Raw genomic sequence first — 25,049 nt, forward strand, 5'->3', positions numbered from 1 at the left:
GATTTTTCTGGCGTAAGCGTAGCGTGAGCGTATCGATGTCTGTGTTGCGTAACCATCCGAAGGGCGCGCGGTTCGCGTCCTTCGGCATCGGTCTCTGCATCTTCGCATTGATGCCGAGAGAGACCGGCTATCAGGATATTGCCTCTCTGCTGGCGCGCCAACCCGGCGTCGCCGAGCGTTGGCAGAAGCAGGTGTTCTCCGCGGCGTCCTCCATCCAGCTTGCCACCTACAGTTTTTCCCGCCCCATCGGCACCTCGGTTCCGCAGAGCGCGATGGTTCGCCTGGCGAGCCTCGATGGCCGCGACGTCACCGGCGCGATCGGCCGCAATCCGGCGCTGCAGGCTGCGCCGCGCTACCAGGCTTCCGACTTTCCCAAGGTCGATCGCTCGATGAAAGGTGATCGCCTCGCCATCGTTGCGCCGACCGAGGCTCCCGAAACGGCGGCGCCGGCTGCGCCACCGGCGCAGCAAGATCCCGCGACGTCGAACAGCTCGGTGTTCGGCGCCAAGACCGCCGCGCTGCCGCAGGCGATGTCGCCGGAATCTGCGGCCGCGCTCGATCCCGAGCTTCAGGAAGCGCTCCGTGCGCCGCCGCTGCCGCAATATTCCAATCCACCGCGGGCCAGCGACGCCGCGCGCGCGCTCGCGACCGCGCCGCTCGAGGCTCTCAAGCGGACCACCGCGCCGACGACGCCCGTGCGCGATCCCTTCAGCGTCAAGACCTCCAACCTGTTCTTCGGCAGTTCGTCGCTCGGCGGCAATCTGGAGAGCATCGAGAGCTGGCAGCCCGGCGCCGAACCGATGATCGTGATGGCGGATCCCGACATGAAGGTAACGGCCTCGCTGTCACCGCCGACGGTGGACATCGCCAGGGATATCGAGAGCGGCGAGAGCGTCGCGCCGAAGGGCGAGGTCAACGCCGACAACCAGCGTGCCAAATCGCCGGCGGAGCGCCTCGCGCTCGACGACAAGTCGCGCGCGAAGTCCGAGAAGTGTCTCGCCGAGGCCGTCTATTTCGAATCGCGCGGCGAGGCCGTGCGCGGCCAGATGGCGGTGGCGCAAGTCGTGATGAACCGCGTGTTCTCCGGCAAATATCCGGAAACCGTGTGCGGCGCGGTCTATCAGAACAAGCACCGCCATCTCGCCTGCCAGTTCACGTTCGCCTGCGACAACAATGCCGACGTGATCCGGGAGCCCGAGATGTGGGAGCGCGCCAGGAAGATCGCAAAGGCCATGCTCGATGGCCAGATCTGGCTGCCCGAGGTCGGCAAGTCCACGCACTATCATGCCTATTGGGTGCACCCGTCCTGGGTCGCCGAGATGAAGAAGATGTACAAGACCGGCGTGCACACCTTCTATCGGCCACGCGCTTGGGGCGACGGCAGCGAGGAACCGAGTTGGGGCACCCCGGCCCAAACCGCCGCGCTGTCGGCCGAGCTCGCGCAGGAAGCGAAGAGTTCCGCCGAGATGGGTGTGATTGAGCGAAGGTAGCGCTTCACGATAGACCGTCATGCCCGGGCTTGTCCCGGGCATCCACGTTGTTCGCGCTGTCCGGCAAGACGTGGATGGCCGGGACAAGCCCGGCCTTGACGTTGTGGAGGCGTCGGTGTTCCAATCACGCCTCGATATCCAGCGCACAGTCGAAATTCGGCGCCGAATGCGTCAGTGCGCCCGCCGAAGCGTAATCAACGCCGGTCGCAGCGATGGCCGCGATCGAGTCCGGCGTGACGCCGCCCGAGGCCTCCAGCTCGAGACGACCCTCGTTGATCCGCACCGCCTCGCGCAATGTTGCAAGGTCCATGTTGTCGAGCAGCACGGCGTCGGCCATTCCGGTGGCCAGCACCTCGCGCAATTGCGCCAGCGTATCGACCTCGATCTCGATCTTGACGAGATGGCCGGCGTGGCTGCGGGCGCGCTCCAGCACCGCACCGACGCCGCCCGCGACCGCGATGTGGTTGTCCTTGATCAGGATCGCGTCGTCGAGGCCGAAGCGGTGGTTGAAGCCGCCGCCGCAGCGCACCGCGTATTTCTCCAGCGCCCTCAGTCCGGGCGTGGTCTTGCGCGTGCAACAGATTCGCATTTTCGTGCCTTCGGTACGTGCGACATAATCGGCCGTGAGCGTTGCGACGCCCGACAGGCGGCCGACGAAATTCAGCGCGGTTCGCTCCGCGGTGAGAATGGCGCGCGCGGGGCCGGAGATCGTCAGCACCTGCTGTCCGCGGGCAACGCGTGCGGCATCGCGGACATGCGCGCGGACCTCGATGTCGGACGAGAGTCTTTGCAATGTTGCCAGCGCCAGCGGCAATCCGGCGATCACGCCGGACTGGCGCGCGACCAGGACGGCTTGCGCCCTGGTCGCTTCCGGGATCGTCGCAAGCGAGGTGATGTCGCCGGCGCGGCCGAGGTCCTCGTCGAGCGCGCGCTGCACAGCCGCGTCGATGGCGAGTGGTGAGAGAAAGGCGTCGGGGTTGAGCAATGAGGTCGGGGCGATCATGGGGGTCTCCATCAGGCGATCATGGGTTGCGCAGCGCGCGGCAGGGAGCTCAGGCTTTCTGCGATCTCGCGCGCCGCCGTGAGCGTGGTCATCGTTCGCTGCGCCAGCGCGGGGATTTCAGCGCGATGGTCGGAGCGGAAATGCGCGCCGCGGCTCTCGCGCCGGCTCCACGCCGAGGCAGCCACGAGCAGAGCCGAAATCGCCATGTTGCGCAGCGCGATGCTCGTCGCCTCGCGTTCGACCGCGGCGAAGTCGCGCACGGCATCCGCGAGACCCTCGCCCTCGCGGATCACGCCGACATGGGCGGCCATCGTTGCGCGCAGCCGCTTCACGCTAGCTGCATCCGGCGGGCTGCGGCGCGGTGCCACCAATGCGTCGGGGAGGCGAGCAGGCGGGGGGATCGCACGGCCGGCGATGTCGTCGGCGATGCGCGCGGCGTAGACCACGGCTTCCAGCAGCGAATTCGAGGCAAGCCGGTTGGCGCCGTGCGCGCCTGTCGACGACACCTCGCCGCCGGCCCATAGCCCGTCGATCGAGCTGCGTCCGCGCGCATCAACGGCGATGCCGCCCATGTGGTAGTGCGCGGCGGGCGCAATCGGGATGATCTGCGTGGCCGGATCGATGCCGGCGGCGATGCAGCTCGCATGCACGGTCGGAAATCTGTCGGCGAAGCGCGCGCCCAGCGCCTGCCGCGCATCGAGGAAGGCGCCGCGCCCGGCCGCGATCTCGGCGAACACGCCGCGCGCCACGATGTCGCGTGGCGCGAGCTCCGCGAGCGGGTGAAGCGCAGCCATGAAACGCTCGCCGGCGCCGTTGGCCAGCGTCGCCCCTTCGCCGCGCAAGGCTTCGGTGGCGAGGGGTGCGGGATCGCGGCCGACCATGATGGCCGTTGGATGGAACTGCACGAATTCCGGGTCGGCGATCACGGCACCGGCATGTGCGGCGATGGCAAGGCCGGAGCCGCTGGCTTCCATTGGATTGGTCGTGACGGCGTAGAGATGTCCGATGCCGCCGGTGGCGAGCACCACCGCGCGCGCGGCGAGCAGGAGCGGCCGTGCCGCAACGTTGCCGGCTTCGCGCAATTGAAGGCCGGCGACGGCACCGCCCTCGGTCAGGAGGGCTTCGGCAACGAGCCCCTCGATCACGCGGATCGACGGCGTACTGCGCGCTGCGTCGCTCAAGGCCGCGATGATCGCGGCACCGGCGCCATCGCCTCGCACATGGACGATGCGCCGGGCCGAATGTGCCGCTTCGCGTCCCACGGCGAGCCTGCCTTCGAGATCGCGATCGAACGGGACGCCATAGCTCAGGAGATCGTGGATGCGCGGCGCGGCCTCGCGCGCGATCCCAAGTGCGACCGCATCGTCGACGAGGCCGCCGCCGACCGCGATCGTGTCGGCGGCGTGCGCTTCCGGCGTATCGCCCTCGGCCATCGCCGCGGCGATACCGCCTTGCGCCCATGCTGAGGATGCGCCCTGTCCGAGCGGCGCGGCCGAGATCAAGGTCACCGGCCGCGGCGCCAGCTTCAGCGCGCAGAACAGCCCGGCAAGGCCGCCGCCGACGATGACGATGTCGTCGGCGCGGGTGAGGTTGTGGATGGTGTCTTGCATGCTGTGCTCTCAATTCTTCAGATTGATCATCCGCTCGACCGAACGCCGCGCACGCACCGCCAGCGCGGGATCGATGGTCACTTCCTCGCCAAGCGTCAGCAGGCTCTCCAGGATATTGGCGAGCGTGATGCGCTTCATGTGCGGGCAGAGATTGCAGGGCCGCAGCATCTCCACGTCGGGCAGCTCGGCCCGTACATTGTCGGCCATCGAGCATTCCGTGATCATCACCAGCCGTCGCGGCCGCTTTTCGCGCACCCAGTTGATCATGTGCGCGGTCGAGCCGGTGAAGTCGGCCTCCGCCAGCACGTCCGGCGGGCACTCCGGATGCGCAATGATCCGGACGGACGGATCGGCCTCGCGTAGGGCGCGCAGCTCTTCGCCCTTGAAACGCTCGTGCACCTCGCAGGCGCCTTTCCAGGCGATGATCTTCACGTCTGTCTTCGAGGCCACGTAAGTGGCGAGATAGCGATCGGGCAGAAAGATCACGCTCGCCGCGTTCAGGCTCTCGACCACCTGCACCGCGTTCGAGGAGGTGCAGCAGATGTCGACCTCGGCCTTCACCTCCGCGGACGTATTGACATAGGCGACGACGGGCACGCCGGGAAATTTTTCGCGGAGCAGGCGAACGTCCGGACCCGTGATGCTGGCGGCAAGCGAGCAGCCGGCGCGCGAGTCGGGGATCAGCACCGTCTTGTCCGGATTGAGCAGCTTTGACGTCTCCGCCATGAAGTGCACGCCGCACTGGACGATGATATCGGCCTCCACCTTTGTGGCTTCGACCGCGAGCTGGAGCGAGTCGCCGCCGATGTCGGCGACGCAGTGGAAGATCTCCGGCGCCTGGTAATTGTGCGCGAGGATCACCGCGCCCCGTGCGCGCTTCAGCTCGTTGATCGCCTTGATCGTCGGCGCCATCAGCGGCCATTCGATCGGCGGGATCACGTGTTTCACGCGGTCATAGAGCGGCGCGGTGGCGCGCTCGACCTCCGGTGTCCATTCCAGCGAGGGCCTCGGCAGCGCGGGCCCTGTTCCCGCCGGCGCGTCCCGGGGCGAGCTGACGACCTGGCCCTGCGGCCGGCTGGCGAGATCGTCGGGACCGTAAATTCCAGTGATCGGCATCGAAGCCTCCTGTGCATGCTATTTATACTCAATATGAGCATAATAGGAGCCTGAGAACTCCGGCCGAGAGGGCCGGGGGTCGTTAGTGATATGCTCAATCTGAGTAAATCGAAGGTATCACGCAGTGCCGCAGGCCGCTAGATGCCGCCGCACACATTTCCGTCAAGTCGCACTTGGCGCGTCAGCCGGGGGCGCCAGAAATGCAATGCTCCCGCCTCAGCCCTTCGCGGAACGCAATTGTTTTCGACTTGGGATTTTCATGCAGATGCATTAAACGAACTGGCTCGCGGCGGCGGTTTGCAAATCCGCCGACGAACATGAGGAAGAGCATGTCGACATCAGTGGGCGAACTCGGTTCGGTCTCCCGTTCCTCCAACTGGCGCACGCCGGCGGTCATCATCCTCTGTGGCTGTGCGATCGGCATGCTCGGCTTCGGTCCGCGATCGGCGCTCGGCTTTTTCGTGCAGCCGATGAGCCACGAATTCTCCTGGGGCCGTGACGTGTTCGGCCTCGCCATTGCCTTTCAGAATCTGCTGTGGGGACTGGGCCAACCGGTCGCCGGCGCGGTCGCCGATCGCTTCGGCCTGTTCCGTGTGATGTGCGTCGGCGCTCTGCTCTATGCCGGCGGCCTGCTGTTGATGCGCTACTCCACGACGCCGTTGTCGCTCGACATCGGTGCGGGCGTCATGGTCGGTTTTGGTCTTGCCGGCTGCTCGTTCAACCTGGTGCTGTCGGCATTCACCAAGCTGCTGCCAGCCGAGAAGCGCGGCCTTGCGCTTGGAGCCGGCACGGCGGCTGGCTCATTCGGCCAGTTTCTGTTCGCACCGATCGGCGTCGCGTTGATCGACAATTTCGGCTGGCAGCAGGCGCTCTCCGTGTTCGGCTTCCTGATGCTGCTTATCATCCCGTTGTCACTTGCGCTCGCGACGCCGCCGGCCGCAAATCCGGCCAATGCGACGCCGGCCGATGAGCAGACCTTCACCAGGGCGCTCGCCGAAGCCTTCGGTCACCGCTCCTATGTGCTGCTGGTGCTGGGCTTCTTCACCTGCGGATTCCAGCTCGCCTTCATCACCGTGCATCTGCCGGCCTTCCTGGTCGATCGCGGCATCTCCACGCAGACCGGCGGCTGGGTGATCGCGGCGATCGGCCTGTTCAACATCATCGGCTCGCTCAGCGTCGGCTATCTCCAGAACTCGCTGCCCAAGCGCTACATCCTCTCCACCATCTACTTCACGCGCGCACTCGCGACCCTCGCCTTCATCTCGTTCCCGATCACGCCGTTCTCGGCGATCGCGTTCGGTGCGGTCTCCGGCCTGACCTGGCTGTCGACGGTGCCGCCGACCTCGGCGCTGGTGGCGCTGATGTTCGGCACGCGCTGGCTTGCCACGCTCTATGGCTTCGCCTTCGTCAGCCATCAGGTCGGCGGCTTCCTCGGCGTCTGGCTCGGGGGCATCGTCTTCGAAAAGTACGGTTCCTACACGCCGATCTGGTGGCTCTCGATTGTGTTCGGCGTGCTCTCGGCGCTGATCAATCTTCCGATCGTGGAAAAACCTGTGGTTAGGGCGTTTGCGCAGCCTGCCTGATCGGCTAAACATCCCCGGCAAACAAGTCAGGGAGTTCAGTCGTGGCCACATTCAAGGCGATCCGGATCGACAAGGCGGACAAGGGCACCACCGCCGCGCTGACGCAGTTCGACGAAGCCGAACTGATGGACGGCGACGTCACCGTCCGCGTGGAATGGTCGACGCTGAACTACAAGGACGGCCTTGCGCTCACCGGCAAGGCGCCGGTGGTGCGCCGCTTCCCGATGATCGCCGGCATCGACTTCGCCGGCACCGTCGAAGCGTCCTCGCATCCGCAGTGGAAGGCGGGCGACAAGGTCGTCTGCACCGGCTGGGGTATGGGCGAGACCCATCTCGGCGCCTATGCCGAGATGGCACGGGTGAAGGGCGACTGGCTGGTGGCCTTGCCGCAAGGCCTGTCGGCGCGCGATGCCATGGCGATCGGCACCGCCGGCTTCACAGCGATGCTCTCGGTGCTGGCATTGGAGAAGCACGGTCTCTCCCCGAAGAGCGGCCCTGTGGTGGTGACGGGTGCCGCCGGCGGCGTCGGCTCGGTCGCGATCGCCGTGCTCTCCAAGCTCGGCTACCACGTCATCGCATCGACCGGCCGCGCCTCGGAGGCCGATTATCTGAAGCAACTGGGAGCAGCCGAAATCATCGACCGCAACGAGTTGTCGGTGCCGGCCAAGCCGATCGCAAAGGAGCGCTGGGCAGGGGGCGTCGACAGCGTCGGCTCGACCACACTGGCCAATCTGCTGTCGATGACGAAATACGGCGGTGCGATCGCGGCCTGCGGCCTGGCCGCCGGAATGGACCTGCCGTCTTCTGTCGCACCCTTCATTTTGCGCGGAGTGTGCCTTCTCGGCATCGATTCCGTGATGTGCCCGATCGAGCCGCGGAAAGCCGCCTGGCAGCGCCTGGCGTCCGATCTGGATCGGACGAAACTATCTGAAATCACTCACGAAATTTCGCTCGACCAGGTTTCGGAATGGGGCGCGAAAATCTTGGCAGGCCAGGTCCGCGGCCGCATCGTGGTAAAAATTGTCTAACGGTGTTCAGACTTTACCAACCAAGCTGCTTCAATGTCGCCATGGTTAGTATGGTAAGCAGCGGGTAAAGAGATAAGGCATCGCCCGCGCTGGGGTTGGTTCGGAGTTGAGCATGCTTGCGCGTATTGTGTTGGGGGTTGTCACGGCGGCAGCAACGTTTGCGCCGGCCCTTGCCGGAAGCATGAACGCCGACGAGGCGCGGCGCTTCGTGGCGGGCAAGGTGTTTGCCTTCACCTGTTTCGACGGCACCCGCGGCGCGGGCCGTATCCTGGAAGATCTCGGTGCCGCCGGCGCGGTGCAGTTCTCCGGCGCGGGCCCGGTCAAACATCTCCGCCTGCCCGGCAATACGCTCCAGATCCGCGGCCAGAACGTCTGCGCCTCGATCAAGGGCATCCCGTTCGAGCCCTGCTTCAACCTGGAAAAGACCGACGATCGCAGCTTCCGCGGCTCGGTGTCGGGGATGGGCTTCGCGTATTGCGACTTCCATCACCAGGGCGGCAACCAGATGCTGATGGCGCGCGCTGCGGCGCGGCCGCGCTCGCTGCACAGGGCAGAGCACACCGGTTCGGTCGGCCCGGCCAACACCGAAGTGGCCGCGCGCGTCGAGACGCCGCGTGTCGAGAGCAGCCGGCTCGAGCCGGTGAAGTCGGAGATCAAGTCGGAGCCCACCAGCAACGAGGGCCCGCTGGAGCTGCGCCGCTCGACCCAGTGAGACGGCCGCGCGGGACGGTCCGCGCACTTTGTCGTTGAAGACGTCCATCGAACATGAAGCCGCCGCGCCGTAGTCATACGGGCGGCGGCTTTCATGCGTTGGTAGCTGTTCGCGTTCCAGTTTGCGTACGGCCGGGGGGCGCGGCCCGATAAAAGGGTTCAACGATGTCGCTGTACTTCTTCCGCATCAGTACCGGTCGCTATTCCGGCGCCGCCGACCAGCCGTACGAGTTCGAGGATCGTGCAGCCGCCTGGACCGAGATGACCGAAGTCTGCGCCAACCTGCTCGGTGGCATCGCGCGCAGCCTGAAGCCGAATGCCGAGTGGTGCATGGAACTGCTCGACGAGAACAAGAAGCCGGTCTTTCGCATCAGCCTCCTCGGCGAGAGCTTACGCTGACGATCGCCGATCGTGCGACCGGCGTTGTCGGCCGCCGATGCGTGCAAATCCGCGAAGTCCAATTTCATCACACGTAAAAGATGCCTGAAACCCGAGCGTTGAGCGCTCCTTCCAGTATTTCTACGGAGGTCGACGAGGCTTTGCTTAACGTTAATGAGGAACCTCGTTGGTAGCCTCCTCGGGTTGTTCACGCGCTTCGGCGCGGCAAATGCATACCCCTGAGGAATACTTTGATGATGTTCATTCAGAACCTGCGAATTGGCACCAAGCTCGCCGTCACTTCGGCGCTGACCATCGGGCTCGTCGCGCTCATGATCTTTCTGCAGATGAGCGGAGATGCCGATGTCCAGAAGCTCGGCAATGCCGCGTCAGGACAGCAGGCGATCGCGCAAAACGCCGCGGAAGCGAAGGCGTCGGTCAGGGGCATGCAGATCGGCATCCGCGACATCCTGACGTCCGCCTCGCCGGCCGAGATGCAGAAGGCGGTCTCCTACTTCAACGACCGGCAGACCGCCGCCAGCAAATTTTCGGGCGAAATGGCGAAGCTTTCGCGCTCGCCGGAAAACCGCAAGCGGATCGATCGCCTGACCGTGTTGATCGGCGAATTCGGCAAGGGCCAGCAGCATGTCGAGGCCATCCGCAGGCAGGAGCTCGCGCTGGAGGGGAAGAAGGATAGCGAAGCGGGGGCGCAGCTCGCCAAGCTCGTGGCCGACGTCGATCACTTTCGCAAGGGAACGCTCGCGCCGATCAACGCAGAGATTTCCGAGTTGACCAACCAGATCACCGATTTCGCCAAGCAGAGGAGCTTCGAGACGCGCGCAGCCGCGGAAGCCGAGGCCACCTCAGTTGCACGGACATCACTCGTCACCGGCGTTCTGGCCGCGCTCGTCTTGATCGGTGCGTGCATCTTCTCCGTCTTCAGCATCGCCCGGCCCATGCGCGCGCTGACGGCGGCGATGGAGAAGCTCGCCGGCGGAGATTTCTCCGTGGCGCTGCCGGGCCTTGGCCGCAAGGACGAGGTCGGCGAGGTCGCTGGTGCCGTCGAAAAATTCAAGGTGGTGTCCGAGCAGAAGGCGCGCGAGGAAGTGGAAGCCAAGGTGCGGCAGGATCAGGTCGCGGCCGAGCAGCGCAAGGCAGAGATGCGCAAGCTCGCGGATACTTTCGAGTCGGCGGTCGGCGAGATCGTCGGCACGGTGTCCTCGGCCTCGACCGAGCTCGAGGCATCCGCCACCACGCTGACCTCGACCGCAGAGCGCACGCAGGAACTCACCACCATGGTTGCTGCCGCCTCCGAGGAGGCGTCCACCAATGTGCAGTCGGTCGCGTCGGCGACCGAGGAGCTGTCGTCGTCGATCACGGAGATCAGCCGCCAGGTGCAGGAATCCGCCCGCGTCGCCGGCGAGGCGGTGAGCCAGGCCCGCACCACGACCGACCGGGTCGGCGAGCTTTCCGCCGCCGCGGCGCGGATCGGCGACGTGGTCGAACTGATCAACACCATCGCCGGCCAGACCAACCTGCTGGCGCTCAATGCAACCATTGAGGCTGCGCGCGCCGGTGAAGCCGGCCGCGGCTTTGCCGTCGTCGCCTCCGAGGTCAAGGCGCTCGCCGAGCAGACTGCGAAGGCGACCGGCGAGATCGGCCAGCAGATCGCCAGCATCCAGACCGCCACCGAGCATTCGGTCGGTGCGATCAAGGACATCAGCCACACCATCGAGAAGCTGTCGGAGATATCCGCGACGATCGCGGCTGCCGTCGAAGAGCAGGGCGCGGCGACGCAGGAGATCTCCCGCAACGTGCAGCAGGCGGCGGAAGGCACCCATCAGGTGTCCTCCAACATCACCGACGTACAGCGTGGCGCGAGCGAAACCGGCTCCGCGTCCTCGCAGGTGCTGTCCGCCGCGCAGATGCTGTCCGGCGACAGCAACCGCCTCAAGATCGAGGTCGGCAGATTTCTCGACACCGTGCGCGCTGCCTGACGGTGGCGGCGTCCTTCGGCAAACCTCGACCTGCAACAGTCGCGCGCGAAAGCGCGGCGGTTGCGCGCGTTCGCATCTCGACGCCGCGCCCCGTTCATGCAGGGTTAACCTTCCGAAAGAGCGACGCAGTCATGGTGCCCGCAATATTCCGGGTGCTGAGTCGCCCTTCGCGCATTGCGTCTCTATCGGTGGAGCACTTTCATGAGCGGCATTTCCATTCGGCAGATGGTTGCGGAACATATAACGGGAGCCATGCCGAATTCCGTAATTCAACGTAGCTTCCTGTTAACGCCTGTTTGCAATTATGGGCGCAATCTTACGAGATAAAAACCAGCCAGCATTGTTGGAATGACCCACACCCTGTCGTCAGTTGTGACGATTGCGGTGCAGGTGACATGTGCGTTGTATGCTTCATCGGGATTTGCGTGATGTCGAAATTGTCGATCGTCTTCAAGCTGCTGACCGTGCTGTCGGTCCTCGTGCTCTCGCTCGCCGGTGTCGGCGTGACGGCGATCGGCACCATGCAGAACATCAACGCACACACGGTCGAGATTGCGGAGAGCTGGCTGCCGAGCGTGCGTGCGCTCGGCTCGATGCGAGCCGACATCAACGAGCTCCGCGTGGTCCTGCGTCTGCACCTGATGCAGGAGAGCATTGAGGGCAAGGAAGCCGCCGAGAAGCGCATGGTGCCGCTACGCGAGCGCATCGAGAAGACGCGCAAGGTCTATGAAGGCCTGATCACGTTGCCTGAGGAGCGCTCGATCTACGAGCGGTGGACCAAGGCTTGGGCCGAATACCTGAATGGCGTTCAGGAGACGATGGCACTGTCGCGTAAGAGCCCCGGCCGCTTCCCGACCGATGCCAACGAGATGTTGCAGACCAAGGTCGCGAAGATGGCCCAGGCCGCGGATCCCTTGCTTCTAAAGAGCATCGAGCTCAACAACCATGGCGCCGAGACGGAGACTAAGCAGGCCGCCGACAGCTATGCCACGATCTTCCGCGTGCTGGTTGGTATCATCGTGGCCTCGGTCGTGATCGCGATCGGCGCCGCCTATTATCTCGTGCATGACGTCTCTCGTGGCATTGCCTCGATCATCCGTCCGATGCAGTCGCTGGGCGAGGGCGACCTTTCGGCCGAGGTGCCGCATCGCGGCGAGAAGACCGAGATCGGCTCGATGGCGGATGCGCTGCAGATCTTCAAGGAGGCGCTGGTCGCCAAGAAGGCCGCCGACGAGGCGGCCGCGCGCGACGCCGAAGCCAAGATCGAACGCGGCCGCCGCGTCGATGCCATCACGCGCAATTTCGAGGTCATGATCGGAGAGGTCGTCGAGACCGTGTCGTCGGCCTCGACCGAGCTCGAAGCCTCCGCCGCCACGCTGAGCGGCACGGCGCAGCGCGGCCAGGAACTCGCAACCGTCGTTGCGGCCGCCTCAGAGGAAGCCTCCACCAACGTCCAGGCGGTCGCGTCCGCCTCGGAAGAGCTGTCGTCCTCGATCACCGAGATCAGCCGCCGCGTGCAGGATTCGGCGCGAATGGCTGCGGAAGCCGTCGAGCAGGCGACGCGGACCAACGACCGCGTCAACGCGCTGTCGCAGGCGGCCTCCCGCATCGGCGACGTCGTCGAGCTCATCAACACCATCGCCGGCCAGACCAATCTGCTGGCGCTGAATGCGACCATCGAGGCGGCCCGCGCCGGCGAGGCCGGCCGTGGCTTTGCCGTCGTCGCCTCCGAGGTCAAGGCGTTGGCCGAGCAGACCGCGAAGGCGACCGGCGAGATCGGCGCGCAAGTCTCGGGAATTCAGGCTGCGACACAGGAATCCGTCAGCGCCATCCAGGAGATCGGCGGAACCATCGAGCGCCTGTCCGAGGTGTCCGCGGCGATTGCCGCCGCCGTCGAGGAGCAGGGCGCCGCGACGCAGGAGATTTCGCGCAACGTCCAGCAGGCCTCGGTCGGCACGCAGGAAGTGTCGTCCAACATCACCAACGTGCAGCGCGGTGCGATCGAGACCGGCGAGGCCTCGGGCGAGGTGCTCTCGGCGGCGAGATCGCTGGCGACCGACAGCACCCGTCTGAAGGTCGAGGTCGCGCAATTCCTGGAATCGGTCCGCGCGGCCTGATCTCTACGCGCCCGTCTGCGGAGCCGGCGGCGGTGCGACCTGCCGCCGGAACAGGATGCGCTGGTACAGCCAGCCGATCGCGACCAGCACGATGCCGAGGCACATGAACGACAGCGCGCGGTAGACGCCGGTCAGCGTCGACATGTCGATGACGAAGGCCTTGAGGATCGTCAGCGCGATGACGGCGGCCGAGGCCAGCCGCGCGCGCTCGGAGTTGACGAGAATGCCGACGCCCAGCAACATCACGCCGAAGGCAAGCCAGCCGATCGAATAGGTGTATTGCTCGGCGCCCGTCGTCGGGCCGGTCGAGAGGATCGGGCCGTGATAGAAGCGGCGGATCTCCAGCGTGACATAGGCGAGGGCGAACAGCAGCGCGCCGCCCGCAATCGTGTTGGCGTAGACCTTGCCCCGTTGGCCGACCACCGCATAGGACAGCAGCAGCATCAGCACCGCCGGCAGCGCATAGCCGAGCAGCAGCAGGTTGAACACCGCGCCGCCGACGTCGGTGCGCCAGATCAGCGGGTTTTCCAGGATCAGGAGGCCGAACACGCTGACGAGCCCGCTGATCGCCGTCAGCACGACCGCGCCGACATTGTGCACGATACTGCGGCTGCGCAGCCGCAGGCGCTCCAGCCCGATCGCCATCGCGAGCGAGACGCAGACCTGCAGCGCGAATTCGAGCAAGGAGGGGGCCGCGGTCATGCGGCCGCCGGTCGCAAAGTGCCGGATCTCCATGAAGGCGAGCAGCGCGGTGAACAGGATCGCGGCGGTCTCGACCATGCGGAGCGGCGCATCGTCGGCGCGGCGGCGCAGGAAGACGCTCGCGCCCCAGAACGAGGCCGCCGGCAGGCCGTAGCCCCACAGCAGCCAGTTGAAGATCGGCGTGGTTCCGACGGCATCGCCGACGATGCGCGGATCGTGGACGATGCGTGCGGTGACGATCGCGGCGAAGATCGCCGCGAGCCGGCGCAGCACCGGGATCGGCCGCTGCAGCGAGATCCATGCGGTGCCGCACGACATTAGCGCCAAGGCAATCGTCAGCCAGCCCTTCTCCAGCGCGAAGGTCAGCGCCAGCGCCAGCGCGCCAAGCGTGCCGGTCGCGAACAGGGCCGTGGAGACCGCGACGCCCGGTTGATCTTCGCGGCGCGAAAGCGCTTCGGTCGCGGCGCCGAAGGCGGCTGCAAGCAGTACCGCCAGGATCGCGAACGGGATCGAGCGGTCGAGATGGGCGATGCGGGCGTAGAGCGCGACGAGGATAGCGATCGGCGTCGCGACAGCCGCCGCCGACCACACCACGGGAATGATTGCCGAATTCGAGCGTCCCTGCGCGAGGAAGCCGGCAACGCCGAAGCCGATGGCGAAGATCGCGGCCATCACCAGATGCAGCGTCACCGAGCTGTCGATCGCGGTCGGGCCGATACCGGACATCGCGCCGCCGGGCAGCACCAGCATATCGGGATTGGCGCGCACCGCCCATTCGGCGAACACGATGAAGACGGTCGCCGCGGCCGCGCCGAGCGCGCCGGTGGCCGCCGGCGCACGCCAGGCGACGAGCAACGTCGCGCCGACGAGAAGCGCGAACGCGATCAGCGCCAGATCCGCATGTGCGCTCGACAGCACGATCAGCATGGCGCCGAACAGGTAGGCGCCGAGCGAGCTCGACGAGACCGGCTCGATCTCGCCGTCTTCGATCTCGGGGCCAAACATGAAGCCGCAGACGACGAGCAGTGCGGCGAGCACGAAGCCTGCGATGGCATGGAAGGCGTGCGGCGCGACCTCCACCTGCTCGGTGTCGAGACCCGGGAAGATCCACAACACGGCGAAAGCGATGGTGGTCACCGCGAGCCAGCGCCACAGCCGGATGCGGGCGAGGCCGAAGCTCGCGGCGGTGACGACGGCAAGATAGATGTAGAGCGCCCAATAGTCCGGCTTGCCGCTGGAGACGAGCAGCGGTGTCACGAAGGCGCCGACCACGCCGAGGCCGGCGAGCGCGGGTCCGTGCAGCAGTGCGGCGGCGAGCGTGCACATGGCCACGATGCCGAGCAGCACGAAGGCGGTCGCGGGCACGAGGAAGCCGTAGAGCGCGTAAGCCGCATAGATGGTCGCGAACGCCACTGCGGTACCGGCGGCGGTGAGGATCGCCGGGATGTTGGCGATCGGGAGCGCATGGATGTTGGAAATGCTTTCCTTGCGACGCGACCACTCGCCGGCCCCGAGCAGCGCAGCTGCGAACAGGCCGCCCAGGAACACGCGCACGCCGGGGCCGAGCAGGCCGGCCTCGATCGAATAGCGCACCATGAAGAAGCCGCCGAGCGCCAGCGCAAGGCCGCCGATCCACACCACCCAGCGGGTGCCGAGCCGCTCCTCGAAGCCGGGCGCCGGCGCGGGCAGCGGCGGCGGTGCGCCGGCCTCGGTGCTGGTTTCGAATGAAGGCGAGGAAGCGTCTTCGGTGACGAGCGGGGGCAGTTGCTCGACTTCCGGGGCAAGCGGCGGCGGCTCGGCGGCAGCCTCCGCCGATACGGGCGCCTCCTCCCAGAAAGGCGTGAGCGGCGGCGGCTGGACCGGCCGTTGGGCGGAAAACCGCTCTTCGAGCACGTTGAATCGCCGGCGCAGCTCGGCCGCCTGGCTGGAGGCTTTGATGGCGATCAGGATGGCGACGATCGCGATGATCAGCGCAAAGACGTCAAACGGGCCGTCGAACATGAAGCCTCCAGGTAACCGGCGCGCAGGGGCCGGTCCCGCGTATCCTTGAAGTTTAGCGCCGGGAGCGCACGCGCAATCCCGGCGCGGGCCGCTCCTGGAGCACGTCGCGGCGGAAGCGGTAGAGCGCCGCCGGCCGTCCGCCCGTCTGTGTCGACATCACCCCGGTCGGTTCGACCAGGGCTTCCATTTCGACCAGGCGGCGGAAATTCTGCTTGTGCAGGTGTCGGCCGGAGATCGCCTCGACCGTATGCTGCAGTTCGGTAAGTGTGAATTCGGGCGGCAAAAGTTCAAACACGACGGGACGATACTTCAGTTTTGCCCGCAGCCGCGCGATCGCGGTAGCGAGAATCCTGCGGTGATCGAACTGCATCGAGGTCCCGAGCGGGGGCAGCGTCTTGCGCGCCAATGCCGCAGGGCGGCCATCGCGCCGCGCTTCCTCGACGAGCCCCGCCTCGTACAGGAGCTCGTAGCGGTCGAGCACGCGCTCTTCGTCCCAGGCCGCCCCGTCGAGGCCGAAATAGAACCGCACGCGATCCTTGCGCGGCAGCGCGCGCGTCGTCTCCGGCGTCTCCTCCGCCGCCCATTCGGTCAGCGCCGGAATGATGTCGCGGGCGATGATCGCAGGCGGCTCCTCGCGCCGGTCTTCCCAGGGGAAGAAGAGATACCATGGCGCGAAGCTCGCCGCATTCGCCGCAAGCTCGCCGTCCACCGCGCGCGTCAATGCGAGATAGCCGATCGACACCATATGGGCTCCGGTGTCGCCGGCCTCGGCATGGCGGCCGCGATCGCCGAACGTGTAGAGCTGTTCGACATAGCCGAGCCGCAAGCCGGTCTGTTCCTCGACCCAGGCGCGCAGGCCGATCTCGAAGGTGCGGTGCGCGAGCGCATCGAACGGGCCGAACGGCAGGCCGGCAAGCCCGTCACTGCCGCGCGCGGTGAGGATCAACGGCTCATGCCCCTCGATCGCGACGATCGCCGCGGTCAGGCCGATCTCGATCGGCGTCAGCAGCGCCTCGCTCATGCGATGACGATCGCAGGTGCTGCCACAAATTCGTCGTGCCCGGGCTTGTCCCGGGCATCCACGTTCTTCGTACCGCGGGAAAGCTCGTGGATGGCCGGGACAAGCCCGGCCATGACGATGCGGAAACATCTGCGCACGAACTTGCTGAGCCGCCATGCTCGATCCGCACCGGCGATGTGGCGTGCTCGCCTCATTCGAGCTCGATCACGAAGGGACGGCCCTCGACCATCATCGCGCCCGGGCCGATCTCGTCGAGCGCGCGCAGCATGCGGCCGTTGCGTCCCAGGGCACGGTCGGCCAGGCTGACGATGCGCCGGTTCGGCGAGGCGATCGGCGAGGCTGTGCGGATCTTCTGCGCGATCTCGAGTTCGTCGCGGTTTGGATTGAGCGCGCAGGCCGCCGCGAACGCGCTCGCGGTGGAGCGGCTGATGCCGGCATAGCAATGCACCACCAGCGGCGCGCCGCGGTCCCAGCCGCGCACGAAGTTCAGCACCTGATCGATATGGATCTCGGACGGTGCGACGAAACCGTCCATCTCCTCGGTGATGTCGTCCATCGACACCTTGAGATGGTTGGCGGGCAGTACGGATACCGGCCGTGCCACCTGTTCGACATTGGCCATCACCGTCAGCACGTGGCTGGCCCCGGTGAGGCGGACGGTTTCGGGAAGCGCAGCGAGGGAACAGACGTGGATCATGGGGGACCTTTTTGTCGGCGATTATAACCGGTGTCGTAGAGTGGGCAAAGCGACATGTCCGCCGTAGCTCGAAGAGCGAAGGCGGAAGCGTGCCCACCACCGTTGTCGCAAACGCGAAAGGACGTGGGCACGGCGCAGGGCGCCTTTGCCCACCCTGCGGCGCCTACGCGAACACCGCGCCGAACCGCTCCAGAAATTGCTTCTCGGCCCGCGCCGCCGTCCAGGGCGTGAGGTAGTCGCGCCGGACGCTGTCGGAGAGGCCGGGATCCTTGCCGAACAGGCGCCGCGCCTCGCTTTCGCTGAAGCCGGCAAGCTCGGTCGCCTCGAGGTAAGCTGCGCCGCGATCGGCGGCCTTGATCGCCAACGTGACCTCCTCGGGCAGCACCGGCGGCAGGCCGAAGCGGATATGGATGGCGCCGAGCAGGCGCATCTCCACCGCCTTGTAATGGCCGTCGAGCACGGCCTTGAACGGCGAGATCATGTCGCCGATGACGTATTCTGGCGCATCGTGCAGCAGCGCTGCGAGCCGCAGGCGCTGGTCGGCGCGCGGCATCTCGTGCCGCAGCACGGTCTCCACCAGCAGCGTGTGCTGTGCGACCGAGAAGATGTGCGCGCCGGTCGTCTGCCCGTTCCAGCGTGCGACGCGCGCCAGCCCATGCGCGATGTCGGCGATCTCGACGTCGAGCGGGGAGGGATCGAGCAGATCGAGCCGCCGTCCCGACAGCATGCGCTGCCAGGCGCGCGACGCCACGTCGCGTGCAGTCTTCTTCGCGCTCATTTGACCTTGAGGCGCGTCTTGCGCTGCGTCTTGCTGCAGCTGGCGTGACAGTGGCAGTCGACGAGGTGGTCGTTGACCATGCCGGTCGCCTGCATGAAGGCATAGACGATGGTCGGGCCGACGAATTTGAAGCCGCGTGAGGACAGCTCCTTCGAGATTTGCACCGACAGCGGCGTCGAGGCCGGGACGCTCGCGGTCGTCTTGAAATGGTTGACGAGCGGCCGCCCGTCCATGAAGTCCCACAGCAGCTTCGAGAAGCCCGGGCCTTTCTCCATGATATCGAGATAGGACTTCGCGCTCGCGATCGTGCCGTCGATCTTGGCGCGGTTGCGCACGATGCCGGCGTCGTTCATCAGCGCGTGCACCTTCTTGGCATTGTAGCGCGCGATCTTCTCCGGCTGGAAATCGTCGAAGGCCTTGCGGAAATTGTCGCGCTTGCGCAGGATCGTGATCCAGGATAGGCCGGCCTGGAAGCCGTCGAGGATCAGCTTCTCGTACAGCGCGCGGTCGTCATACTCCGGCACGCCCCATTCGGTGTCGTGATAGGCGACGTAGAACGGGTCATCGCCCGGCCAGGGGCAGCGAGTCTTTCCGTCGGGATGCAGACGAGGGGCTCGGCTCATGCGATGGGCTGCTTCGCGGGAATACGGACGACGTCGGGTTCTGCCAGCTTCAACGCGAGACCGCCGGCGGTGAGCGGCTGGCCGGCATCGAGCGCCTCCGCGACACGGTCGATGCGCACCAGGGCAATGCCCTTGCCGCCGGACGTCGAGCCGATGGTGCCGACCGGCTTGTCGCCGGCGAGAATGGTCGCGCCGGCTTCGGGCGAGGCACCGTCGAGCAGCACCTTCACGCTGCGGGTGCGTGCGGTGCCCCGATGCTGCATGCGCGAGACGACCTCCTGGCCGACATAGCAACCCTTGTCGAAGTCGACGCCGGCAAGCCGGTCCATGTTGGTCTCGTGCGGAAACGCATCGCTGTACATGAAATCGAGCCCGCCGCGCGGCACGCCGAGCGCGATGCGGTGCGCTTCGTAGTCGGTCGCATCGACCAGCTCGGCCCCGATGAGGTCAGATAGATTCTTCTTGAGATCTTCAGGGATCAGGATGCGAAAGCCGAGCGCAACATTGCGCGGGTCAGCGAAGGCAAGATCGGGCTGAGCCGCGGGCTGGCCGTCCCAGGCGGCGAGCACGCCGAGATCGCCGGAGAGGTTTTCCACCGTGACCTTGGCGCGCAGCTTGTAGAATTTCAGCTTGGTGGCGAGACTTTCGGCGAGCGCCTTCGGGCAGTCGATCAGGAACCCGCCACCGTGCCCCGCGGGTGCTTCCGTGATCAGGAAATCCACGATGATCTTGCCCTGCGGCGTCAGCAGCGCGCCGAATCGCCCCAGGCCCGGTTTCAGCCGGTCGACGTCGGTGGTGACCAGGCCGTTGAGGAAGTTGCGCGCATCCTCGCCCGCGATCTTGACCACGCCCCGGTCGGGAAGAAACGCTGATTTCATGCGAAAATCTCTTGCGACATGTTGCTCCGGAACGTAAGCCCGCGAGGCATAAACGACAAGACCTCAAGCCCTGCGCTTGGGGACGAGAGGGGCCTTCAGCCATGACCCAGCGTTTCGACGTGATCCTCAAGGGCGGCACCGTCGTCAACCAGGACGGCGAGAATGTTCGCGATATCGGCATCGCCGGCGGCCGTATCGCCGAGCTGGGCCCGCTGTCGCAGACCTCGGCCGCGGAGGTGATCGACTGCAAGGGCCTGCACATCCTGCCCGGCGTGATGGACACGCAGGTGCATTTCCGCGAGCCCGGGCTGGAGCAGAAGGAAGACCTCGAGACCGGCTCGCGCAGCGCCGTGATGGGCGGCGTCACCGCCGTGTTCGAGATGCCGAACACCTCTCCCTTGACCGTGACGGAAGCCACCTTCACCGACAAGGTGAAGCGCGCCCATCATCGCATGCACTGCGATTTCGCGTTCTTCATCGGCGGCACCCGCGAGAACGTGCAGGATCTGCCGGTGCTGGAGCGCGCGCCTGGCTGTGCCGGCGTCAAGGTGTTCATCGGCTCCTCGACCGGCGCGCTGCTGGTGGAGGACGACGAGAGCCTGCGCCGCATCTTCCAGGTGATCCGCCGCCGCGCCGCCTTCCATGCCGAGGACGAATACCGCCTCAACGACCGCAAATCGCTGCGCGTCGAGGGCGACCCGCGCTCGCATCCGGTGTGGCGCGACGAGACCGCGGCGCTGATGGCGACGCAGCGCCTCGTCAAGCTCGCGCACGAGACCGGCAAGCGCATCCACGTGCTGCACATCTCGACCAAGGAAGAGATCGAGTTCCTGCGCGACCACAAGGACGTCGCGTCCTGCGAGGCGACGCCGCATCATCTCACGCTGGTGGCGCCCGAATGCTACGAGCGGCTCGGTACGCTGGCGCAGATGAACCCGCCGGTGCGCGGTGCCGATCACCGCGCCGGCATCTGGCGCGGCATCGAGCAGGGCATCATCGACGTGCTCGGCTCCGACCACGCCCCGCATACGCTGGAGGAGAAGCAGAAGACCTATCCGGCCTCGCCCTCCGGCATGACCGGCGTGCAGACGCTGGTGCCGCTGATGCTGGATCACGTCAATGCGGGCCGGCTGTCGCTGGCGCGCTTCGTCGATCTCACCAGTGCCGGCCCCGCGCGCCTCTACAACATGGCCTGCAAAGGCCGCATCGCCGCGGGCTACGATGCCGACTTCACCATCGTCGACTTGAAGCGCAGCGAGACCATCACCAACAAATGGGTGGCGTCGAAAGCCGGCTGGACGCCCTATGACGGATTGCGCGTCACCGGTTGGCCCGTCGGCACCTTCATCCGCGGCCGCCGCGTGATGTGGCAGGGCGAACTGGTGACGCCGTCGCAAGGCGAGCCGGTGCGGTTTCTGGAGACGTTGAAGCAGTAGGCTATTGCCGTTAGGGGAGGCGTGATGTCTCCGCAATGACGAGGGGAGAGGTCTACATTTCCTCTTGAACGGGAGCGCAATCCGATGACCCAAACCCTCATCACCACTGAGCAACTTGCCGCCATGCTCGGCGATCCCAATCTCCGCCTCTACGACTGCACGACCTACAACGAGCCTGTCCCGCCGGGCAGTGACGCACCCTATCGCGCCGTCCCCGGCGATAAGACGTTCTCGGCCGGCCACATCCCTGGCGCCGATTTCCTCGACCTGCAAGGCGAGTTTTCCGACACCTCGTCGCAGCAGTTCTTCATGATGCCGGATGTCGCCCAATTGGAAGCCGCCTTCGGCCGCCACGGCCTCGATGCGAGCAAGACCATCGTGCTCTACAGCATCGGCACGATGATGTGGGCGACGCGGTTCTGGTGGATGTTGCGTTCGCTCGGCGTCGATGTCCATGTGCTCGACGGCGGTTTCGACAAATGGAAGGAGGAGGGGCGGCCGGTCGCAACAGGCGCACCGAAGGGGTATCCCGCCACGACATTCAAGGCCGCGCCGCGCGCCGGCTTCTTCGTCGACAAGAACGTTGCTAAGGCGCGGATCGGCGATCCCTCGACGGTCATCGTCAACGCGCTCGGGCCGCAATTTCATCGCGGCCTCGAGCCGAGCCGCTACGGCCGGCCCGGCCGCGTTCCCGGCAGCGTCAACGTACCGGCCGCTACGCTCGTCAACACCGACAAGACGCTGACCAGCCTTACGGATGCGGAAGCAAAATTCGCCGCTCAGGGCGTCACGCCCGACAAGAACGTGATTCTCTATTGCGGCGGCGGCATCTCGGCGACGATCGACCTGTTCCTGCTGACGCAGCTTGGCTACGACAGACTGACGCTCTACGACGCCTCGATGGGTGAATGGGCGAGGGATCCGGCGCTGCCGATCGAGACGGATGACTAGGCACGTTCCCGAGTGCTGCGGGAACATCTCCCGACCATCGCGAGATTAATGCTTGTCCGCCGAAGGCGGCTTCCGTGCGATAAACGCGGCAGACTTCGCGAAGAATTTCGCAAAGTCATTCATCCGTCGACTGGCCCCGCCCGTGTGGCGGGGTCATTTTCGCTGAAAGCTTACTGCCTCGCGAGCGTGACCGAGAATTCGCCGTTGCGGATGCGGCCGGGAAAGCCCTCGACGAACTTGGCGACCGCGTCCTCGCCATAGGTGCCGACGAGCTCGGCGAAGGCCGCAAACAGGCTGGCCTGCGCCAGGCAGTCGCCGTCGACGCCCTCATGGCGCGCTTCGGCCCAGGCCTCGTTGAGATAGCTCAGTGCGGCCTGCTTCTGCTCGTGATCAGGCAGCGGCGCGCGGTCGGGGGCGTAGGAAATCGGATGGCTCATGAAACTCGATCAGGGCTGGGGCGCGATCCACGGCGATGCGCTGTGCGAGAGGTGTAGCACGCGCATTAACGACCGCTAGGCCACATCTTTAGGAACGGTTAACGGCTGTGAACAAAGTCGATGACAGGGTTCCCGTCGCGCGCTCGCGTCTAGCCGGTCGTCATTCCGGGACGCGACGAAGTCGCGAGCTACGATGCGCAATTGCGCATCTGAGAATCCATCGGGGCACCAACTCTGCGGTTTGATGGATTCCGGGTTCAGCGCGCGCCCCGGAATGACGGCGAGATCAATTTGCGTAGCGCGCCGTCAGATCCCGCGAGATCTTCGAGCCTTCCTCGATATAGCGGCGGATCGCCACGGTCGCGGCCGGCGTGCAGCTGCGATAGGTCTGCTGAAAGCCGTTATAGCCGCGGTTGAAGCCGGCGATCATGCGGGTGCGGCGCTCCCCGGAGGGGGTTTCGGCATCGATCAGCGCCTGCATCTCGTTGCGCCATTTGTTGCCCTCGTTGGAGCCGCAGATGCCGCGCAGGTAGTGCAGGCCGCCGAGAATCTCCGCCAGCCGCTGCAAATCGGCGTCGAACGGCGCCGCCACGTCCTGGGCCCGCGCGGGCACGGAGGCGCAGGCGAGAATCAGGGCAAAAATGGCCAGAAATCGCGTGGACATCGGCGGGGTGTATGCCCCCTCGGGGCGGTGGACGCAAGGCGGAGCGTCAGTGTCCGATCAGCCGCGCGGCGGACTGGATGACCTCTTCCAGTCCTTCGGTCAGCTTGAGGTCGCCGAGGCCAGCCAGGGCGTCGGGGGCGACCCAGCGGTAATCGTCGAGCTCGTCGTTCAGGGAAGGCTCCCTGGCCACCCAGCGGGCGGCAAAGGACATGATCACATAGTGGCCGGCGCCGGGCGCGGTCGGCAGCACCTCGCGCCAGCCGGCAAGGCCGATGATCTCGATCTCGAGTCCGGTTTCCTCGTCGACTTCGCGGCTCAGGGCCTGGTGCAGCGATTCGCCGAATTCGACCCGGCCGCCGGGCAGCGAATAGAAGCCCTTGGCGGGCGAACGGGCACGGCGGGTCAGCAGCACCTTGCCGTCGCGGAAAATCGCGGCGCTGACCGCGATCTGGGGACGGGTGGGCTGGACGATGGCCGACATGTCTTCAGGAATCCCGGCTCAGTTCGCCATGATGGTTTCGACGTCGGCGTCGGCGCCACCATGAATGATGCCGCCGCAGGCCGCGATCAGCGGCTGGACCCAGAGGGTCGCCTGCTCGGCGAGCTTGATGCGGGTCTGATCCTTCTCGACCTCGCGCATGGCCGTGCCGACCGCGGTCAGGATCGAGTGCAGTGTCTGGGTGATGTGGTCGAACCGGGCCCGCACGTTCGGATCGGCCTTCTCATAGGCCTCGATGGCCAGGTCCCGCGCCTTGAAGTTCGATGCCGTGAAATGCTCGGCATAGGACAGCGGCGACCAGGTCAAAAAATCTTCCGCGCATTCCGGCATGTCCGGAATCATTTCCAGCAGCATCACGGCTTCATTGAAATGGTTGAGATAGTCGGTGGCCAGCCCGGTCCGCGGGTTGATATTGGCCACACGCAGCCGTTCCGCCCAGTCGGCGGCCTCGGGGCCCGTCTGTGCATGCGTCCGCGCGGGTTGGGAGGCCGTTGAGCTCATCTGCCGCAGTGTTAACGTTCGGGGTTAAAAGGACCTGAACGGACCCTATATAGACACCCGGGATGTGTGGACGCTTCGTCATAACTTCGGCCCCCGCGGCTTTGCGGCAACTGTTCGGCTATGTCGAGCAGCCGAATTTCCCGCCCCGGTACAATGTGGCTCCGACACAACCGATTCCGGTCGTCTGGATCGAGAACGGCGCGCGCCATTTCCGTCTGATGCGCTGGGGCCTCTTGCCGGGCTGGGTCAAGGACCCCAAAGGGTTCACGCTCCTGATCAATGCCCGCTCCGAAACGGTGCTGGAGAAGCCCGCGTTCAAGCGGGCGATTCGTCGGCGGCGCGGCCTGATCCCGGCCGACGGCTATTACGAATGGAAGATGGAGGACGGCCGCAAGCAGCCTTTCTTCATCCACCGCGCCGACGGTGCGCCGCTCGGCTTCGCTGCCGTGTTCGAGACCTGGGCCGGGCCGAACGGCGAGGAGCTCGACACCGTCGCGATCGTCACGGCCGCGGCGGGCGAGGATCTCGCCGCGCTGCATGACCGTGTGCCCGTCACCATCAGCCCGCGCGATTTCGAGCGCTGGCTCGACATCAGGGGCGACGAGGTCGATGCGATCCTGCCGCTGATGACGGCACCACGCATCGGCGAATTCGCCTGGCACCCGGTCTCCACCCGCGTCAACCGCGTCGCCAATGACGACGATCAGCTGCTGCTGCCGATCAGCGCGGGGGAGATGGCGGCGGAAGCAGAGGCGGCGAAGCCGAAGAAGATGGCGCGGAAGGTTGCGGCCGGGCCGGCCGATGACGGGCAGGGCTCGTTGTTCTAGA

General features: G+C 66.1%; 25 protein-coding genes. 10 read left to right on the plus strand and 15 right to left on the minus strand.

Annotation, left to right across the window (positions count from 1 at the left end; all coding sequences use genetic code 11):
• The first annotated feature begins 35 nt into the window (after positions 1-35).
• Positions 36-1,490, plus strand: coding sequence for a cell wall hydrolase (locus IVB24_RS13170; protein WP_247773129.1), 1,455 nt, complete (start codon positions 36-38; stop codon positions 1,488-1,490).
• 124 nt (positions 1,491-1,614) lie between these two features.
• Here the strand turns inward: IVB24_RS13170 and nadC are convergent, their stop codons facing one another.
• The 4 genes from nadC to IVB24_RS13190 form a co-directional block, all read right to left on the minus strand.
• The gene (nadC, locus tag IVB24_RS13175) at positions 1,615-2,493 is read right to left on the minus strand and encodes a carboxylating nicotinate-nucleotide diphosphorylase (protein ID WP_247773130.1); all 879 of its coding nucleotides are present in this window, start codon (positions 2,491-2,493) and stop codon (positions 1,615-1,617) included.
• Positions 2,494-2,504: 11 nt separating this feature from the next.
• Complete coding sequence (locus IVB24_RS13180; protein ID WP_247773131.1) at positions 2,505-4,103, minus strand: L-aspartate oxidase; 1,599 nt, start codon at positions 4,101-4,103, stop codon at positions 2,505-2,507.
• Between the two features lie 9 nt (positions 4,104-4,112).
• Complete coding sequence (gene nadA / locus IVB24_RS13185) at positions 4,113-5,219, minus strand: quinolinate synthase NadA (protein ID WP_247773132.1); 1,107 nt, start codon at positions 5,217-5,219, stop codon at positions 4,113-4,115.
• Positions 5,220-5,400: 181 nt separating this feature from the next.
• Complete coding sequence (locus tag IVB24_RS13190; RefSeq protein ID WP_155527924.1) at positions 5,401-5,550, minus strand: hypothetical protein; 150 nt, start codon at positions 5,548-5,550, stop codon at positions 5,401-5,403.
• On the opposite strand from IVB24_RS13190, the gene IVB24_RS13195 reads away from it, so the two are divergent.
• The 6 genes from IVB24_RS13195 (at position 5,549) to IVB24_RS13220 (ending at position 13,033) form a co-directional block, all read left to right on the plus strand.
• Positions 5,549-6,802, plus strand: a complete 1,254-nt coding sequence (locus tag IVB24_RS13195; protein WP_247773133.1) for an MFS transporter — start codon at positions 5,549-5,551, stop codon at positions 6,800-6,802. The genes IVB24_RS13190 and IVB24_RS13195 overlap by 2 nt on opposite strands.
• 41 nt (positions 6,803-6,843) lie before the next feature.
• A complete protein-coding gene (locus tag IVB24_RS13200; protein WP_166466712.1) occupies positions 6,844-7,830 on the plus strand; it encodes an MDR family oxidoreductase in 987 nt (328 codons plus the stop codon).
• A gap of 112 nt (positions 7,831-7,942) precedes the next feature.
• Complete coding sequence (locus IVB24_RS13205; protein ID WP_247773134.1) at positions 7,943-8,542, plus strand: hypothetical protein; 600 nt, start codon at positions 7,943-7,945, stop codon at positions 8,540-8,542.
• A gap of 164 nt (positions 8,543-8,706) precedes the next feature.
• A complete protein-coding gene (locus tag IVB24_RS13210) occupies positions 8,707-8,940 on the plus strand; it encodes a hypothetical protein (protein WP_094975668.1) in 234 nt (77 codons plus the stop codon).
• A gap of 233 nt (positions 8,941-9,173) precedes the next feature.
• The gene (locus tag IVB24_RS13215; protein ID WP_166474351.1) at positions 9,174-10,916 is read left to right on the plus strand and encodes a HAMP domain-containing methyl-accepting chemotaxis protein; all 1,743 of its coding nucleotides are present in this window, start codon (positions 9,174-9,176) and stop codon (positions 10,914-10,916) included.
• 428 nt (positions 10,917-11,344) lie between these two features.
• Entirely contained in the window at positions 11,345-13,033 is a 1,689-nt protein-coding gene (locus IVB24_RS13220; RefSeq protein WP_247773135.1) for a methyl-accepting chemotaxis protein, read from the plus strand.
• 3 nt (positions 13,034-13,036) lie between these two features.
• Here IVB24_RS13220 and IVB24_RS13225 read toward each other — a convergent pair whose 3' ends face one another.
• The 7 genes from IVB24_RS13225 to IVB24_RS13255 form a co-directional block, all read right to left on the minus strand.
• Entirely contained in the window at positions 13,037-15,736 is a 2,700-nt protein-coding gene (locus IVB24_RS13225; RefSeq protein WP_247773136.1) for a DUF2339 domain-containing protein, read from the minus strand.
• A 52-nt stretch (positions 15,737-15,788) separates the two neighbouring features.
• The gene (locus IVB24_RS13230; RefSeq protein ID WP_247773137.1) at positions 15,789-16,757 is read right to left on the minus strand and encodes an NAD regulator; all 969 of its coding nucleotides are present in this window, start codon (positions 16,755-16,757) and stop codon (positions 15,789-15,791) included.
• On the minus strand, positions 16,754-16,951 hold the full coding sequence (locus IVB24_RS13235; protein ID WP_247773138.1) for a hypothetical protein: 198 nt from the start codon (positions 16,949-16,951) through the stop codon (positions 16,754-16,756). Before IVB24_RS13235 ends, IVB24_RS13230 begins: the two co-directional genes overlap by 4 nt.
• Positions 16,948-17,454 carry a protein tyrosine phosphatase gene (locus IVB24_RS13240; protein WP_094975662.1) on the minus strand — a complete coding sequence of 169 codons (507 nt, stop codon included), beginning with the start codon at positions 17,452-17,454 and terminating at the stop codon, positions 16,948-16,950. The genes IVB24_RS13235 and IVB24_RS13240 overlap by 4 nt, the downstream gene beginning before the upstream one ends.
• A 163-nt stretch (positions 17,455-17,617) precedes the next feature.
• Positions 17,618-18,232, minus strand: coding sequence for an HD family hydrolase (locus IVB24_RS13245; protein ID WP_247773139.1), 615 nt, complete (start codon positions 18,230-18,232; stop codon positions 17,618-17,620).
• Positions 18,229-18,855 carry a DNA-3-methyladenine glycosylase I gene (locus IVB24_RS13250; protein WP_247773140.1) on the minus strand — a complete coding sequence of 209 codons (627 nt, stop codon included), beginning with the start codon at positions 18,853-18,855 and terminating at the stop codon, positions 18,229-18,231. Before IVB24_RS13250 ends, IVB24_RS13245 begins: the two co-directional genes overlap by 4 nt.
• Positions 18,852-19,733: a folate-binding protein gene (locus tag IVB24_RS13255; RefSeq protein ID WP_247773141.1), complete on the minus strand. Its 882-nt coding sequence runs from the start codon at positions 19,731-19,733 to the stop codon at positions 18,852-18,854. The genes IVB24_RS13250 and IVB24_RS13255 overlap by 4 nt, the downstream gene beginning before the upstream one ends.
• Positions 19,734-19,834: 101 nt before the next feature.
• Between IVB24_RS13255 and IVB24_RS13260 the strand changes: the two genes are divergently transcribed.
• Together IVB24_RS13260 and IVB24_RS13265 are read left to right on the plus strand one after the other, a co-directional pair.
• Positions 19,835-21,169 carry a dihydroorotase gene (locus tag IVB24_RS13260; RefSeq protein WP_140477633.1) on the plus strand — a complete coding sequence of 445 codons (1,335 nt, stop codon included), beginning with the start codon at positions 19,835-19,837 and terminating at the stop codon, positions 21,167-21,169.
• Between the two features lie 84 nt (positions 21,170-21,253).
• Positions 21,254-22,120 carry a sulfurtransferase gene (locus tag IVB24_RS13265; protein ID WP_247773142.1) on the plus strand — a complete coding sequence of 289 codons (867 nt, stop codon included), beginning with the start codon at positions 21,254-21,256 and terminating at the stop codon, positions 22,118-22,120.
• A 170-nt stretch (positions 22,121-22,290) separates the two neighbouring features.
• On the opposite strand, the gene IVB24_RS13270 is transcribed toward IVB24_RS13265, so the two are convergent.
• From IVB24_RS13270 to IVB24_RS13285, 4 genes are all read right to left on the minus strand, one after another.
• On the minus strand, positions 22,291-22,557 hold the full coding sequence (locus IVB24_RS13270) for a hypothetical protein (RefSeq protein WP_094975656.1): 267 nt from the start codon (positions 22,555-22,557) through the stop codon (positions 22,291-22,293).
• Positions 22,558-22,843: 286 nt separating this feature from the next.
• The gene (locus tag IVB24_RS13275) at positions 22,844-23,221 is read right to left on the minus strand and encodes a TIGR02301 family protein (protein ID WP_094892124.1); all 378 of its coding nucleotides are present in this window, start codon (positions 23,219-23,221) and stop codon (positions 22,844-22,846) included.
• A gap of 46 nt (positions 23,222-23,267) precedes the next feature.
• Positions 23,268-23,702, minus strand: a complete 435-nt coding sequence (locus IVB24_RS13280; RefSeq protein WP_247773143.1) for an NUDIX hydrolase — start codon at positions 23,700-23,702, stop codon at positions 23,268-23,270.
• An 18-nt stretch (positions 23,703-23,720) separates the two neighbouring features.
• On the minus strand, positions 23,721-24,221 hold the full coding sequence (locus tag IVB24_RS13285) for a hypothetical protein (RefSeq protein WP_094975654.1): 501 nt from the start codon (positions 24,219-24,221) through the stop codon (positions 23,721-23,723).
• Between the two features lie 62 nt (positions 24,222-24,283).
• Between IVB24_RS13285 and IVB24_RS13290 the strand changes: the two genes are divergently transcribed.
• Positions 24,284-25,048, plus strand: coding sequence for an SOS response-associated peptidase (locus tag IVB24_RS13290; RefSeq protein WP_247773144.1), 765 nt, complete (start codon positions 24,284-24,286; stop codon positions 25,046-25,048).
• Position 25,049 lies beyond the last annotated feature (1 nt).

Source organism: Bradyrhizobium sp. 192, assembly GCF_023100965.1.
Classification (GTDB): domain Bacteria; phylum Pseudomonadota; class Alphaproteobacteria; order Rhizobiales; family Xanthobacteraceae; genus Bradyrhizobium; species Bradyrhizobium symbiodeficiens.